Genomic DNA, 14,815 nt, shown 5'->3' with positions numbered 1-14,815 from the left:
GCTTCGAGAGCCGTCGGCGCAGACGGGGGCCGGTCGCGGGCGAGCGCGACGAGCACCGCGCACGGGCGGCGGGAGGGGACGGAGGCCCTCGCCTACACTGGGGGATCGTGTCAGACAGCAACCCGATCACCGACGAGGCCGTCTCCGCGGCGGTCGCCGACGCCCTCGCCGCCATCGGCGCGGCGGGCGACTCCGCCGCTCTGAAGTCCGCCCGAGCCGCCCACCTCGGCGAGGGGTCCGCCCTCGCCCGCCTCAACGCGCAGATGCGCTCCGTCCCGCCCGAGCACAAGGCGGCGTCCGGCAAGCTCGTCGGCGGTGCCCGCAAGCAGGTGGGCGACGCCTACGCCGCCCGCGAGGCCGAGCTCGTCGAGGCGGAGGACGCGGCCGCGCTCGAGGCCGAGCGCGTGGACGTCACCGCCGGCGCCAGCTTCGTGCGCCGCGGCGCCCGCCACCCCCTCTCGCTCCTCCAGGAGTCGATCGCCGACGTGTTCGTCGGGATGGGCTGGGAGATCGCGGAGGGGCCGGAGCTCGAGAACGAGTGGTTCAACTTCGACGCCCTGAACTTCGACGAGGACCACCCGGCCCGCGCCATGCAGGACACCTTCTTCGTCGACCCCGTGGACTCGCACCTGGTGCTGCGCACGCACACCTCGCCGGTGCAGATCCGCTCGATGCTCGAGCGCCCGCTGCCGCTCTACGTGATCGCTCCGGGCCGGGTGTACCGCACCGACGAGCTCGACGCGACGCACACGCCCGTGTTCACGCAGTTCGAGGGCCTCGCCGTCGACCGCGGCCTGACCATGGCGCACCTGCGCGGCACCCTCGAGCACGTCGCGCGGATCCTCTTCGGCGACGACGCGCGCATCCGCCTGCGCCCGAACTACTTCCCCTTCACCGAGCCCAGCGCCGAGCTGGACGTCTGGCACCCGACCTTCGTCGGCGGTGCCCGCTGGATCGAGTGGGGCGGCTGCGGCATGGTGAATCCGAACGTGCTGCGCGCGGCCGGGATCGACCCGGAGGAGTACTCCGGGTTCGCCTTCGGCATGGGGATCGAGCGGACCCTGATGTTCCGCAACGACGTGAAGGACATGCGCGACATGGTCGAGGGCGACGTCCGCTTCAGTGAGCAGTACGGGATGGTGATCTGATGCGCATCCCGCTGAGCTGGCTGGGGGAGTACGTCGACCTCGAGCAGGACGTCACGACGGAGTCCGTGCACGCGGCCCTGGTGTCGGTCGGCCTGGAGGAGGAGGACGTCCACCGGTTCGAGGTGACCGGGCCCGTCGTCGTCGGCGAGGTGCTCGACCTCGCTCCGGAGCCGCAGAAGAACGGCAAGACCATCAACTGGTGCCACGTCCGCGTGGCCCCGGAGGGCGGGCGGGCCGCCGACGGCGGAGAGGACGTCCGCGGCATCGTCTGCGGAGCCCACAACTTCGCGGCCGGCGACAAGGTCGTCGTGTCCCTGCCGGGTGCGGTCCTGCCCGGGCCGTTCCCGATCTCCGCGCGGAAGACCTACGGGCACGTGTCCGACGGGATGATCGCCTCGAGCCGCGAGCTCGGCCTCGGGGACGACCACGAGGGCATCCTCCGCCTCGCCTCGCTCGAGCTCGACCCGGAGCCGGGCACGGACGCCGTCGCGCTCCTCGGTCTCGACGACGCCGCGGTCGAGGTCAACGTGACGCCCGACCGCGGCTACGCCTTCTCGATCCGCGGCATCGCCCGCGAGTACGCCCACGCCACCGGAGCCGCCTTCCGCGACCCCGCTCGGGCGCTCCCTCCGCACGAGCGCACGGAGACGGCGCCCGTCTTCCCCGTGTCCGTGGCCGACGAGGCGCCGATCCGCGGCCGTGTCGGCGCCTCCGTGTTCGTCACGCGCGTCGTCCGGGGCGTCGACGTCTCGCGACCGACGCCGCCGTGGATGCTCGCGCGACTGCGCCTGGCCGGCGTCCGCTCGATCTCGCTCGTCGTGGACATCACCAACTACGTGATGTTCGAGCTGGGCCAGCCGCTGCACGGCTACGACCTGGCGACCCTGCAGGGCGGCATCGTGGTGCGGCGCGCCGCGCCGGGGGAGACCCTCGAGACGCTCGACGGCCAGACCCGGCGCCTGCACGCGGAGGACCTCGTCATCGCCGACGACGGCGGGGCGATCGGCCTCGCCGGAGTGATGGGGGGCGCGCGCACCGAGATCTCGGACGCCACGTCCGACGTCCTGCTCGAGGCGGCGAACTTCGACCCGGTCTCGATCGCCCGGACGGCTCGCCGGCACAAGCTGCCGAGCGAGGCGTCGCGGCGCTTCGAGCGCGGCGTCGACCCCGAGGTGGCCTCGGTCGCCGCGGCCCGGGCGGTGCAGCTGCTGGTGGAGCTCGCCGGCGGCACGGCGGACGAGCTCGGCTCGGTCCTGGCCGACCCGCGCACGGCGGAGCCGGTCGAGCTGCCGGACGGCTACGTCGCAGGCCTCATCGGCGTGGAGTACACCCCGGAGGAGATCCGCGGCGCGCTCGTCGAGATCGGCGCCTCCGTCGAGGCCGGCGGAGCGGGCCTGCTGGTGACTCCGCCGAGCTGGCGCCCCGACCTCGTCGACCGCGCCTCGCTCGCGGAGGAGGTCGCCCGCATCACCGGGTACGACCGCATCCCGGCGATCCTGCCCGTCGCGCCTCCCGGCCGCGGTCTGACCCCGGGCCAGAGGCTGCGCCGCACTCTCGCCCAGGCGCTCGCCGCCGCGGGTCTGACCGAGGTGCTCTCTTACCCGTTCCTCTCGCGCTCGATCAACGACCGGCTCGGCTCGGTCGACGGGGAGCCGCAGGAGCAGATCACGCTCGCGAACCCGCTCGACGCGACCGCGGGCCAGCTGCGCATCTCGCTGCTGCCGGGTCTCGTGCAGGTCGCGGCCCGCAACCGCTCGCGCGGCCTGACGGATCTCGCGGTCTACGAGCTCGGCTCCGTCTTCCTCCCGGCCGCCGGCGGCCCGTTCGGCTCCGGGGCGCTCCCTGCGGGCGGGGCGCGTCCGTCCGCGGAGGTCGAGGCCGAGCTGAACGCGGGCATCCCGCCGCAGCCGCGGCACCTCGCGGCGCTGCTCACGGGCGCCGCCGTCGTGCGCCAGCCCGGTGTCGCCGGCCGTGACGTCGACTGGCGCGACGCCCTCGACGTGGTCCGCGAGGTCTCCGCGGCGACCGGCACCGAGCTGGTGCTGCGCCAGGGGGCCCACGCCGCGCTGCACCCGGGCCGCACCGCCGAGGTCGTTCTCGACGGCGCGGTCATCGGGCACGCGGGGGAGCTGCTCCCGGCGCTCGCCGAGGAGCTCGACCTCCCGCGCCGCGTCGCCGTGGTCGAGCTCGACCTGGAGCCGCTGATCGCGCGGGCCGGGAGGGTCGTCGTGGCCCGCCCGGTGGGCGCGCTGCCCGCCGCGACCCAGGACCTCTCGCTCGTCGTCCCGGTCGGCACCGCGGCCGCCGAGGTGCGTGCCGCCGTCGCCGAGGGGGCGGGCGAGCTGCTCGAGGCGATCCGCCTGGTCGACGACTACCGCGGCACCGGGCTCGCCGAGGGGACGAAGTCGCTGACGTTCGCGCTGCGCTTCCGCGCGCCGGACCGCACGCTCACCGCGGCCGAGGCGACGGCCGCGAAGGAGAACGGCGTGGCCGTGGCGGCGGAGCGCTTCGGCGCCCGACTCCGCGAGTGAGGCCGGGGGTCCCGTCCGGCTCGGCCGGGCGGGGCCCCGCACCCGCACCGGCTAGGCTCTCGGGCATGACTTTCTCCGTGGCGGTGGCCGGTGCGAGCGGCTACGCGGGCGGCGAGCTGCTGCGACTGCTCGCCGACCACCCCGAGTTCGAGGTGCGCACGGTGACGGCGCACGCCAACGCGGGTCAGCCCCTCATCGCCGTGCACCCGCACCTCCGCTCGCTCCGCGACCTCGTCCTCGTCGACACGACGATCGGGAACCTCGCCGGGCACGACGTCGTCTTCCTCGCCCTCCCGCACGGGAAGTCGGGCGAGATCACCGCGACCCTCCCCGAGGACGTCCTCGTCGTCGACTGCGGCGCCGACCACCGCCTGACCGACCCGCAGGACTGGGCCGACTTCTACGGGGGCGACTTCGCCGGGGCCTGGCCCTACGGGCTCCCGGAGCTGCTAATCGGCGGCGGCGGACGCAAGCAGCGCGAGGCGCTCGCCGGAGTGCGGCGCATCGCCGTCCCCGGCTGCAACGTCACGGCGATCACGCTCGGCCTGGCCCCCGGCCTGCACGCCGGAGTGATCGAGTCGTCGGACCTCGTCGCGGTCCTCGCCGTCGGACCCTCGGGTGCGGGCAAGAGCCTGCGGATCGACCTCCTCGCCAGCGAGCTCCTCGGCTCCGCGCACGCCTACGGCCTCGGCGGAGCGCACCGCCACAATCCCGAGATCCGGCAGAACCTCCTGCTCGCCGGAGCCGGACCCGTCTCGATCTCGTTCACCCCGGTCCTCGTGCCGATGTCCCGGGGCATCCTGGCGACCTCGACCGCGCGCCTCGCTCCCGGCGTCTCCGCGCAGGACGTGCGCGCCGCGTGGGAGACCGCCTACGGCGACGAGACCTTCGTCCAGCTGCTCCCGGAGGGCTCCTTCCCCCGGACGGCCGACGTGGTGGGGGCGAACACCGCTCTGATCGGACTCGCCGTGGACGAGCGGGCCCGCCGCGTCGTGGTCGTCTCGGCCATCGACAACCTCGTCAAGGGCACCGCGGGCGCGGCCGTCCAGTCCACCAACATCGCCCTGGGACTCCCGGAGTCCCTCGGCCTGAGCGTGAACGGAGTCGCGCCGTGAGCGTCACCGCAGCAGCAGGGTTCCGGGCGGCGGGAGTCGTCGCCGGGCTGAAGTCGACCGGAGCGCGCGACGTCGCGCTCGTGCAGAACCTCGGCCCGCTGCAGAGCGCCGCCGCGGTCTTCACGAGCAACCGCTGCAAGGCGAACCCCGTCCTCTGGAGCGAGCAGGTGATGCGCGACGGCGTGGTCTCGGCGATCGTCCTCAACTCCGGCGGCGCCAACTGCTACACGGGTGCTCAGGGCTTCCAGGTCACCCACCGCACCGCGGAGCTCGTGGGCGAGAGCCTCGAGGTGTCCGCCGGCGACGTGCTGGTGTGCTCCACCGGGCTGATCGGCGACCAGCTCGACCTCGCGAAGCTCGCCACCGGCGTGACCGGCGCCTCCGCCGAGCTCGCCGGGGGACCCGTGGCGGGCGAGGCGGCCGCCCGCGCGATCATGACCACCGATACGGTCCCGAAGCAGGCGGTTATCCGCTCCGAGCAGGGCTGGAGCATCGGCGGCATGGCCAAGGGCGCCGGGATGCTCGCGCCGGGTCTGGCGACGATGCTGGTCGTGATCACGACCGACGCGGCCCTCGAGTCCGCCGCTCTCGACACCGCCCTGCGTGCCGCGACCCGCGTCACCTTCGACCGCCTCGACTCGGACGGCTGCATGTCGACGAACGACACCGTCGCACTGCTCGCGAGCGGCGCCAGCGGTGTCGAGGCCGACGCCGACGAGTTCACCGAGGCCCTGACCGCGGTCTGCCGCGACCTCACCCTGCAGCTGCAGGCCGACGCGGAGGGCGCCGCCCACGACGTCGCGATCCGCGTGCTGAACGCCGCGACCGAGGACGAGGCCGTGGTCGTCGCCCGCGCCGTCTCCCGCAGCAACCTGTTCAAGGCCGCGATCTTCGGCAAGGACCCCAACTGGGGCCGCGTCCTCGCCGCCGTGGGCACGACCGATGCGCAGTTCGACCCGTACGGCATCGACGTCGCGATGAACGGGGTGCAGGTCTGCCTCGCGGGCGAGCCGCACGAGAGCCGCGACCTCGTCGACCTCGCCCCTCGGCAGGTCGCCGTCGACATCGACCTGCACGCCGGCGACGCGACGGCCACGATCTGGACAAACGACCTCACGCACGACTACGTGCACGAGAACTCCGCGTACTCGAGCTGAGGCGGCCATGAGCGACGACACCACCCTCTCGGCCGAGAGCCGCGCCGAGCGCGACGCCGCACCCGGGAAGGCCGCGACGCTCATCGAGTCGCTGCCCTGGCTGCAGAGCTTCCACGGGCGCACGATGGTGATCAAGTTCGGCGGCAACGCGATGGTGTCGGAGGAGCTGCAGCGCTCCTTCGCCCAGGACATGGTCTACCTGCGCTACGCCGGGATCCGCCCCGTGGTCGTCCACGGCGGCGGGCCCCAGATCTCGCGGATGCTCGACCGGCTCGGGATCGAGAGCGAGTTCCGGGGCGGCTACCGGGTCACGAGCCCCGAGGCGATGGAGGTGGTGCGGATGGTGCTCACCGGCAGCATCAGCCGTGACATCGTCCGCCGGATCAACGAGCACGGCCCCCTCGCCGCCGGCATCTCCGGTGAGGACGCGGGCCTCTTCGTCGGCCGCCGCCGCGGTGTCGTGATCGACGGCGAGGAGCACGACCTCGGACTCGTCGGAGACGTGATCGCCGTGGATCCCGCCGCCGTCCTCGCTCAGCTCGAGGCCGGCCGGATCCCGGTCGTGTCCTCGATCGCCCCCGACTCGGACGACCCCACGCAGTCGCTGAACGTCAACGCCGATGCCGCTGCCGCCGCGCTGGCCGTCGCGCTCGGCGCCGAGAAGCTCGTCGTCCTCACCGACGTGGCCGGCCTCTACTCCGACTGGCCCGACCGCGAGTCGCTCGTCTCGCACATCCGCTCGGACGACCTCGCGGCTCTGTTGCCCTCGCTCGAATCGGGCATGATCCCCAAGATGACCGCCTGCCTCGACGCCGTGCGCGGGGGAGTGCCCAAGGCCGCCATCATCGACGGCCGCATCCCGCACTCGATCCTGCTCGAGGTGTTCACCTCGGAGGGCATCGGCACCGAGGTCGTCGCCTCGCTCGACCCCCGCGACCGGGAGCGAATGTCGGGCCGCTGATCCTCAGCGGCCCCGGCTCCGAGCGCCCGTCCCGTCCGGGACGCGCGCACCGTCGGCCCTCGCGGCCGGACCGCTCCGATCGAAAGGCCACCATGTCCATCCCCACGACCGCGTCCCGCACCGGCTCGGCGCGCGACCGCTACTCCGCCGCGATGATGCAGACCTTCGCGCCGCCGCTCGCCGTGCTCGAGCGCGGCGAGGGCTGCCGGGTCTGGGACGTCGACGGGCGGGAGTACCTCGACTTCCTCGGCGGCATCGCCGTCAACTCGCTCGGCCATGCGCATCCCGTGTTCGTCGAGGCCGTGACGCGCCAGGCCGGTGCGCTCGCCCACGTCTCCAACTACTTCGCGACCGCCCCGCAGATCGAGCTCGCCGAGACCCTGCGCCGCCTCACCGGGGCCGGGGAGACGGGCCGCGTCTACTTCGCCAACTCGGGCACCGAGGCCAACGAGGCGGCCTTCAAGCTGGCGCGGCTGAACGCGGCCGGCGGCCGGCACCGCGTCCTGGCGCTGCAGAATGCGTTCCACGGGCGGACGATGGGCGCGCTCGCGCTGACCGGCAAGGCGGCCATGCGCGCGCCGTTCGAGCCGATGCCGGGAGGGGTCGAGCACCTCGAGGCGAGCATCGAGGCCCTCGAGGCGGCTCTCGACGAGTCCGTCGCCGCGCTGATCGTCGAGCCCATCCAGGGGGAGGCGGGCGTCATCCCGCTGCCGGCCGGCTACCTCGAGCGCGCGCGTGAGCTCACCCGCGAGCACGGCGCGCTGCTCATCGTCGACGAGATCCAGACCGGGGTCGGGCGGACCGGACGCTGGTTCGCCTACCAGGAGGCGGGGATCCTGCCCGACGCCGTCACCCTGGCCAAGGGGCTCGGCGGAGGCTTCCCCGTCGGAGCGCTGGTGACCTTCGGCGAGGCGTCCGACCTCCTGCAGAAGGGCCACCACGGCAGCACCTTCGGCGGCAATCCGCTCGCGACCGCCGTGGCCGGAGCCGTGCTCGCCGAGATCGAGCGCGCCGACCTTCTCGGCAACGCGCGGGAGCGCGGGGCGCAGATCGTCGACGCGCTGACCGCTCTCGACTCGCCCCTGATCGGAGGGGTCCGCGGCGCGGGCCTCCTCCTGGGCATCGCCCTGACCCGGCCGGTCGCCGCCGAGCTCGCCGCCGCCTGCCTCGACGCCGGCCTGATCGTGAACGCGGCGAACGACTCGAGCATCCGGCTCGCGCCTCCGCTCGTGGTGACCGCCGCCGACGTCGCCGAGTTCGCCGAGCGCTTCGGCCGCGCACTGCAGACCCTCTGACCCCGTACCTCCACCGAAAGCGACCAGCACCGTGACCCGCCACTTCCTCCGCGACGACGACATCACTCCCGCCGAGCAGGCCGAGATCCTCGACCTCGCCCTCGAGCTCAAGCGCGACCGCTTCTCCCGGAAGCCCCTCGCCGGGCCGCAGACCGTCGCCGTGATCTTCGACAAGTCCTCCACGCGCACCCGTGTCTCCTTCGCGGTCGGCATCGCCGATCTCGGCGGCAGCCCCCTGATCATCTCGACCGCGAGCAGCCAGCTCGGCGGCAAGGAGACCGCCTCCGACACGGCGCGGGTGCTGGAGCGCCAGGTCGCCGCCATCGTGTGGCGCACCTACGCGCAGTCGGGCCTGGAGGAGATGGCGCGCAGCACGCGCGTGCCGGTCGTCAACGCGCTCTCGGACGAGTTCCACCCGTGCCAGCTCCTCGCCGACCTGCTGACCATCCGCGAGCACCGCGGTCGCCTCGCCGGACTCACGCTCACGTTCTTCGGCGACGGAGCGAGCAACATGGCGCACTCGTACCTCCTGGCGGGGGCCACGGCCGGCATGCACGTCCGCATCGTCTCCCCGGAGTCGTACTCGCCGGACGCGGCGGTCCTGGCCGATGCGCAGCGCATCGCCGCGACCACCGGCGGATCGGCGATCACCACGACCGACCCCGACGAGGGCGCGGCCGGCTCCGACATCGTGATCACGGACACGTGGGTGTCGATGGGCAAGGAGGACGAGAAGGCGGCGCGCGTCGCGACCTTCGGCGCCTACCGGGTCGACGCGGCCACGATGGCCGCTGCCGCTCCCGACGCGCTGTTCCTGCACTGCCTGCCCGCGGATCGCGGCTACGAGGTGACCGCCGACGTGATCGACGGCCCGCAGAGCGTGATCTGGGACGAGGCGGAGAACCGCCTGCACGCGCAGAAGGCCCTGCTCGTGTGGCTCCTGGAGCGCGCCGGCACCGCCGACGCCGCTCAGTAGACTCGACAGCCGAACCCGAGGAGAACCATGACGGAACGACCCTCCGCCCGCGCGGGCGAGGCCGGAGCCCTCTGGGGCGGCCGCTTCGCCGGCGGCCCCTCGCCCGAGCTCGCCGCGCTCTCGAGATCGACCCACTTCGACTGGCAGCTCGCCCCCTACGACCTCGCCGGCTCCCGCGCCCACGCCCGGGCGCTCGCCGGAGCGGGCTACCTCGACGACGCCGAGCTCACCGCGATGCTCGCGGCGCTCGACCGGCTCGAGGCTGCCGTCGCCGACGGGAGCTTCGCCGCCGACGAATCCGACGAGGACGTGCACGGCGCCCTCGAGCGCGGCCTGATGCTCGAAGCCGGTCCCGAGCTCGGCGGCAAGCTCCGCGCGGGGCGCTCGCGCAACGACCAGATCGCCACCTTCGTCCGGATGTACCTCCGCGACCACGCGGCGCTCGTCTCGGAGCTGGTAGTGCAGCTCATCGACGCCCTCGCCGCGCAGGCGTCGGCGCACCCGACAGCGATCATGCCCGGGCGCACCCACCTCCAGCACGCTCAGCCCGTGCTCCTCGCGCACCATCTGCTCGCCCACGGCTGGGCGCTGCTGCGCGATCTGGAGCGCCTGCGGGACTGGGCCGTCCGGGCGGACGTCTCGCCCTACGGCTCGGGCGCCCTCGCCGGCTCGACCCTCGGCCTGGACGCCGAGGCGGTCGCCCGCGATCTCGGCTTCGCGTCGAGCGTGCCGAACTCGATCGACGGGACGGCCAGCCGCGACCTCGTCGCCGAGTTCGCCTTCGTCAGCGCCATGATCGGGATCGACGTCTCGCGCATCGCGGAGGAGGTCATCCTCTGGAACACGCGGGAGTTCGCCTTCGTCACGCTCGACGACGGCTACTCGACCGGGTCCTCGATCATGCCGCAGAAGAAGAACCCCGACATCGCCGAGCTCGCCCGGGGGAAGTCCGGCCGGCTGATCGGCAACCTCACCGGGCTGCTCGCGACCCTCAAGGCGCTGCCGCTCGCCTACAACCGCGACCTGCAGGAGGACAAGGAGCCGGTCTTCGACTCGGTGACGACCCTCGAGGTCCTGCTGCCCGCGTTCAGCGGCATGATCGCGACCCTCACCTTCCACACCGACCGGATGGCGGAGCTCGCGCCCCAGGGCTTCTCCCTCGCGACCGACGTGGCCGAGTGGCTCGTGAAGAAGCACGTGCCCTTCCGGGACGCCCACGAGATCACCGGTGAGCTGGTCAAGCTGGCGGAGTCGCAGGGGAGGGGGCTCGAGGATCTCGACGACGCCGCGCTCGCCTCGGTGTCGCCGCTGCTCACTCCAGACGTGCGGTCCGTCCTCAGCATCGAGGGATCGGTGGCGAGCCGGGACGGTGTCGGCGGCACGGCTCCCGACCGCGTCGCGGAGCAGCTCGCCCGGCTGACCGAGCGCGTCCGGGTCGTGCGCGGATCCCTCCGAGGGGAACGCCCGTGACTCTTCGAGGAGCGCCGGGCGACGACGGACGTCCGCCGCTGCGCCCCTGGCAGCAGCGGACTCTGGTGCTCGTCGCCGCAGTCGTCATCGTCGCGGTGATCGCGATCACCCTCGTGTCGGGCCAGAGCTTCTTCTGAGCGCCGACCTCCCCGATCTCTCGCGCTCGGCCCTCGAGGTGGCACCGGAGCTGCTCGGCCGCGTCCTCCTGCACCGCACGCCGGAGGGCGTGGTCGGCGTCCGGCTGACCGAGGTCGAGGCGTACCTCGGAACCGGTGAGGATCCGGGCTCGCATGCGCACCGCGGACCGACACCCCGGACGGCTCCCATGTTCGGTCCGCCCGGGTCCGTGTACGCGTACTTCACCTACGGGATGCACACCTGCGTGAACATCGTCTGCTCCCCGGCGGGCACGGCGTCGGCGGTGCTGCTGCGCGCCGGCGAGGTCGTATCGGGGGAGGATCTCGCGATGATCCGGCGCGGACCCGTTCGCAGCCGGGATCTGGCCCGCGGACCCGCACGGCTGGCGAAGGCCCTCGGAGTCCGTCTCACCGAGTCGGGCGACCCGCTCGAGGCGGCGTTCGAGCTGCTGCCGGGGGAGAGGCCGTCCTCCGTGGCGGCGGGCCCGCGCACCGGAGTCTCGGGCCCGGGCGGCGGGGACGACTTCCCGTGGCGCTTCAGCATCCCGGGCGACCCCACCGTCTCGCCCTACCGGAGAGCAGTGCCCCGGCGGCGGCCCGGAGCTCAGCCCGCGAGGTAGAGCCGGGCGAGAACGCCGAGAGCCGCCGCCCAGGCGAGGCTCGCCAGCGTGCCGATGATGAACCGCTCGCGCGCTTCCGGGGAGGCGAGCTCGCTGAAGCGGCCGACGCCCTTGATCGCCACCACGACCGCGATCCCCTCGGGGAGACCGCTCATCAGTGCGCCGGCCGTCGCGATCCGCTCGAGGACCCCGATCGTCGTCCCCCCGCGCAGCACCTCGATCGGCTGGCCGATCGCCGAGGGCGCGCTCCCGGCGGCGGGGCGGGAGGTTCCGGCGACCATGATGCCGCCGTGGCTGCCGCTGCGGGAGTCGGCCGTCGCGAGCCGGAGGGTGAGCAGCACGACCGGCCCGCCGCCCGCGATCGCCAGCGCGAAGGCCAGCACCGCCACCAGGACGGAGTGGATCGGGGGCGCGGACGGTCCGGCGACCGCCGTGAGCAGGAAGGCGGCGGCCGCCGCCACGAGGGGGATCCAGGCGAGCTGCGGACGGCGAAGGCGCACGGCGAGCACCGCACCGGCGAGTCCGGCGAGCAGCACGAGCACCACGCCCGTCCACGAGGCGGACTGCAGCGCGGAGGCGAGGAGCAGGGCGGGGGATCCGGGGGGTGCCGTCATCGGGGTGTCCTCTCGTCGGTGGGGTCGAGCGTACGGTCGACCACTGTCAGCAGGCGCGCGAGCGCGTCACGGGCGGGAGCGTCGACCCGAGCACTCGCCGCGCGGACCCGGAGGCTGACCGCCTGCGGGCTGACGGCGAGGCGCTCGGCCGCATCCTTCTGGGAGAGGCCGCTCTCGAGCAGGTCGACGATCTGCCAGCCGGCCTCGGAGCGCGCGTCGCGCAGCAGGAGGAGCGGATCGATCAGCGCCTGGACGTCCGCCGGTGCCGGCGCCGCCGTTCCCGGTGCGTCCGGATCGAGGGAGAAGCGCGTAGGCCGGCCCTTCGCCGCCTCGACCGCCCGGCGCGCCGCGAAGTACGCCTCGCCGGTCGCCGCTCTCGTGGTCGCCGGGAGCGGCCGGTCGACGGGTCCGATCCCGAGGCCGATGCTCCAGTGGCCGGTCCGGTGCAGCTCGAGCACGAGTGTGACGACGGCATCGGCCCGGTCGAGCACGCACTGGAACTCGTCGCCCGCCGTCCGCTCCGGGGGCAGGACGAACGACGCCCGACCGTCGTCGATCAGGCTCGCGATCGCCTGGTCCACGCGGTCGTGGTCGTGCCTGCTGTCGCGCTGATCCGCGGTGACGACGAACATCGGACCTCCCCGATCAAGTATCCGCACTTGATCGCCCGAGATCAAGCCTGCGCGCTTGACTGGTGGAGACCAGCTTCTTCCCGCCACGGTAGCATGGTCGGGTGATCGACCAGCACCTCCCCGGGTCCGCGACGAGCCCGCAGCTCGACCCCGCCTTCGACTCCGTGTGGGACGAGCTGGTCTGGCGAGGCTCGGTGCACGTGTCGACCGATGCGGGAGCGTTGCGCGAGCTGCTGTCGGGGGAGCCGATCACCTACTACTGCGGGTTCGACCCGACCGCGCCCAGCCTCCACCTCGGGAACCTGGTGCAGCTGATCGTCATGCGCCGGCTCCAGCTGGCCGGGCATCGGCCGCTCGGGCTCGTCGGCGGCTCGACCGGGCTGATCGGGGATCCGCGTCCGACGGCCGAGCGGACGCTGAACTCGCGCGAGACGGTGACGGCGTGGGTCGAGCGCCTCCAGGCGCAGGTGAGCCGGTTCGTTCCCGCGGGCGGCGACAACGGGCTGCGCCTGGTCAACAACCTCGACTGGACCGCTCCGCTGTCGGCGATCGACTTCCTGCGGGAGATCGGGAAGCACTTCCGCGTGGGGACGATGCTCAAGAAGGACGCGGTCAGCGCCCGCCTCAACTCCGACGCGGGGATCAGCTACACCGAGTTCAGCTACCAGATCCTGCAGGGTCTCGACTACCTGGAGCTCTACCGGCAGTACGGGTGCGTGCTGCAGACCGGCGGCAGCGACCAGTGGGGCAACCTGACGAGCGGGACCGACCTCATCCACCGCACGGAGGGCGTGTCGGTCCACGCGATCGGCACACCGCTGGTGATGAACTCCGACGGCACCAAGTTCGGCAAGAGCGAGGGCAACGCCGTCTGGCTCGACTCCGAGCTCACCAGCCCGTACGCGTTCTACCAGTTCTGGGTCAACACGGACGACCGCGACGTCGCCGACCGCCTGCGGATCTTCACCTTCCTGCCGCGCACGGAGATCGAGCGCCTGGAGAAGGCCGCCGCCGACGAGCCGTTCCGCCGGGAGGCGCAGCGCGCGCTCGCCTGGGAGGTCACGTCGCTGGTGCACGGAGCGGAGGCGACGCGCTCGGTGATCGACGCGTCGGCCGCGCTCTTCGGCAAGGGCTCGCTCGAGGGGATCGACGCGGTCATCCTCCGTGGCGCACTCGAGGCGGTGCCCTCGATGGAGGCGACCCCGGAGACGTCGGCGCTGCAGGCGTTCGTCGAGACCGGACTCGTCGCCAGCACGGGGGAGGCGCGGCGGGCTCTCGCCCAGGGCGGGCTCTCGGTGAACAACACCGCCCTCCCGTCCGAGACCGTCACGCTCGGCGAGCTCCCGTTGATCGACGGGATCGCCGTCCTCCGTCGCGGCAAGAAGAGCTTCGCCGGGGCCTTCGTCCGCTGACCGCGTGCACGCTCTCCACGAGCGGACGCGGGCGATGACGGCATCGGCGGTCTCATCAGCTCGGTAGCCGGTAGCCGGTAGCCGGTAGCCGGTAGCCGGTAGCCGGTAGCCGGTGTCGGGTACCGAGTCGGACACTCAGCGACGCAGAGCCCTTGAATCGCGACACGCCCGGGACGCAGGCGATTTGCCGCTCGGCCGAGGCCCGACGTAATGTAACTCCTCGTCACCCCAAAGGAGCGGCAAGCGGGAGTCAGGCGCAGAGCGTCGAGACCAGCTGGCCCACCTCAAGCGGGGACCATCCCCTCGCTCCCAGGCCTGTTAGAGATTCGTCTCTTGAAGACTGCGGGATCGCGAGCGTAAGATGCAAAGCCTCCACGGGACACGGTCCCGGCTTCGTTGCAAGGCCTCACGGCCGAGCCCGGTGCAGCGGTGCGGTCCTCGATCGTGCAGCGAACACCACGGAGAAGCCGGACTTGACACGGCCTGCGGATGTGCTAAGTTAGTCGAGTTGCCACGGAGGCGATCGGGACTTCGGTTCTGACAAGCCTAACCGGTCTCGGCAAGCAAGACAAATCGAGTGGCTCACGCCCTCGTACATTAATCTTCGATCACTTTCGTTGTGAAGCACCGTTCTGGTGTGGAGGCGGGATGTGTCCGATTCTTGAGAACTCAACAGCGTGCACTATGTTCAATGCCAATTTTATACCCCGGCCTTGATCTTCGGATCGGGTTGGGATTCCTTTGGAA

General features: G+C 72.7%; 13 protein-coding genes. 11 read left to right on the top strand and 2 right to left on the bottom strand.

The window, feature by feature from the left end; genetic code table 11:
* Positions 1-107 precede the first annotated feature (107 nt).
* From pheS to C5C69_RS01995, 10 genes are all read left to right on the top strand, one after another.
* Positions 108-1,148, top strand: a complete 1,041-nt coding sequence (pheS, locus tag C5C69_RS02035) for a phenylalanine--tRNA ligase subunit alpha (RefSeq protein WP_104226313.1) — start codon at positions 108-110, stop codon at positions 1,146-1,148.
* On the top strand, positions 1,148-3,679 hold the full coding sequence (gene pheT / locus C5C69_RS02030) for a phenylalanine--tRNA ligase subunit beta (RefSeq protein ID WP_104257208.1): 2,532 nt from the start codon (positions 1,148-1,150) through the stop codon (positions 3,677-3,679). The genes pheS and pheT overlap by 1 nt, the downstream gene beginning before the upstream one ends.
* Before the next feature lie 65 nt (positions 3,680-3,744).
* Complete coding sequence (argC, locus tag C5C69_RS02025; protein ID WP_104257207.1) at positions 3,745-4,794, top strand: N-acetyl-gamma-glutamyl-phosphate reductase; 1,050 nt, start codon at positions 3,745-3,747, stop codon at positions 4,792-4,794.
* Positions 4,791-5,951: a bifunctional glutamate N-acetyltransferase/amino-acid acetyltransferase ArgJ gene (argJ, locus tag C5C69_RS02020; protein WP_104238643.1), complete on the top strand. Its 1,161-nt coding sequence runs from the start codon at positions 4,791-4,793 to the stop codon at positions 5,949-5,951. The genes argC and argJ overlap by 4 nt, the downstream gene beginning before the upstream one ends.
* Positions 5,952-5,958: 7 nt before the next feature.
* Positions 5,959-6,912, top strand: coding sequence for an acetylglutamate kinase (argB, locus tag C5C69_RS02015; protein ID WP_104224497.1), 954 nt, complete (start codon positions 5,959-5,961; stop codon positions 6,910-6,912).
* A gap of 92 nt (positions 6,913-7,004) precedes the next feature.
* Complete coding sequence (locus C5C69_RS02010) at positions 7,005-8,207, top strand: acetylornithine transaminase (protein ID WP_104257206.1); 1,203 nt, start codon at positions 7,005-7,007, stop codon at positions 8,205-8,207.
* A 31-nt stretch (positions 8,208-8,238) separates the two neighbouring features.
* A complete protein-coding gene (argF, locus tag C5C69_RS02005) occupies positions 8,239-9,183 on the top strand; it encodes an ornithine carbamoyltransferase (RefSeq protein ID WP_104226319.1) in 945 nt (314 codons plus the stop codon).
* 27 nt (positions 9,184-9,210) lie between these two features.
* A complete protein-coding gene (gene argH / locus C5C69_RS02000) occupies positions 9,211-10,653 on the top strand; it encodes an argininosuccinate lyase (RefSeq protein WP_104238646.1) in 1,443 nt (480 codons plus the stop codon).
* Positions 10,650-10,790, top strand: a complete 141-nt coding sequence (locus tag C5C69_RS16845) for a hypothetical protein (protein ID WP_181127003.1) — start codon at positions 10,650-10,652, stop codon at positions 10,788-10,790. Before argH ends, C5C69_RS16845 begins: the two co-directional genes overlap by 4 nt.
* Entirely contained in the window at positions 10,787-11,410 is a 624-nt protein-coding gene (locus C5C69_RS01995) for a DNA-3-methyladenine glycosylase (protein ID WP_104255579.1), read from the top strand. The genes C5C69_RS16845 and C5C69_RS01995 overlap by 4 nt, the downstream gene beginning before the upstream one ends.
* Here the strand turns inward: C5C69_RS01995 and C5C69_RS01990 are convergent.
* Both C5C69_RS01990 and C5C69_RS01985 read right to left on the bottom strand, forming a co-directional pair.
* Complete coding sequence (locus C5C69_RS01990) at positions 11,395-12,024, bottom strand: hypothetical protein (RefSeq protein WP_258059401.1); 630 nt, start codon at positions 12,022-12,024, stop codon at positions 11,395-11,397. The genes C5C69_RS01995 and C5C69_RS01990 overlap by 16 nt on opposite strands.
* A complete protein-coding gene (locus C5C69_RS01985; protein ID WP_104233289.1) occupies positions 12,021-12,656 on the bottom strand; it encodes a DNA-binding protein in 636 nt (211 codons plus the stop codon). The genes C5C69_RS01990 and C5C69_RS01985 overlap by 4 nt, the downstream gene beginning before the upstream one ends.
* 101 nt (positions 12,657-12,757) lie before the next feature.
* On the opposite strand from C5C69_RS01985, the gene tyrS reads away from it, so the two are divergent.
* Entirely contained in the window at positions 12,758-14,068 is a 1,311-nt protein-coding gene (gene tyrS / locus C5C69_RS01980; RefSeq protein WP_104233290.1) for a tyrosine--tRNA ligase, read from the top strand.
* Positions 14,069-14,815 lie beyond the last annotated feature (747 nt).

It is taken from the genome of Rathayibacter sp. AY1C7 (assembly GCF_002931865.1).
Classification (GTDB): Bacteria; Actinomycetota; Actinomycetes; order Actinomycetales; family Microbacteriaceae; genus Rathayibacter.
Note: the sequence above shows the minus strand (reverse complement) of the source record. Positions and strands in the feature narration are given on the sequence as shown.

Bases quoted from the DNA above. Each gene is read 5' to 3' on its own strand.
- pheT (WP_104257208.1), top strand. From the start codon at position 1,148: ATGCGCATCCCGCTGAGCTGGCTGGGGGAGTACGTCGACCTCGAGCAG.
- argC (WP_104257207.1), top strand. From the start codon at position 3,745: ATGACTTTCTCCGTGGCGGTGGCCGGTGCGAGCGGCTACGCGGGCGGC.
- argH (WP_104238646.1), top strand. From the start codon at position 9,211: ATGACGGAACGACCCTCCGCCCGCGCGGGCGAGGCCGGAGCCCTCTGG.
- C5C69_RS01985 (WP_104233289.1), bottom strand. From the start codon at position 12,656: ATGTTCGTCGTCACCGCGGATCAGCGCGACAGCAGGCACGACCACGAC.
- argB (WP_104224497.1), top strand. From the start codon at position 5,959: ATGAGCGACGACACCACCCTCTCGGCCGAGAGCCGCGCCGAGCGCGAC.
- C5C69_RS01990 (WP_258059401.1), bottom strand. From the start codon at position 12,024: ATGACGGCACCCCCCGGATCCCCCGCCCTGCTCCTCGCCTCCGCGCTG.
- C5C69_RS02010 (WP_104257206.1), top strand. From the start codon at position 7,005: ATGTCCATCCCCACGACCGCGTCCCGCACCGGCTCGGCGCGCGACCGC.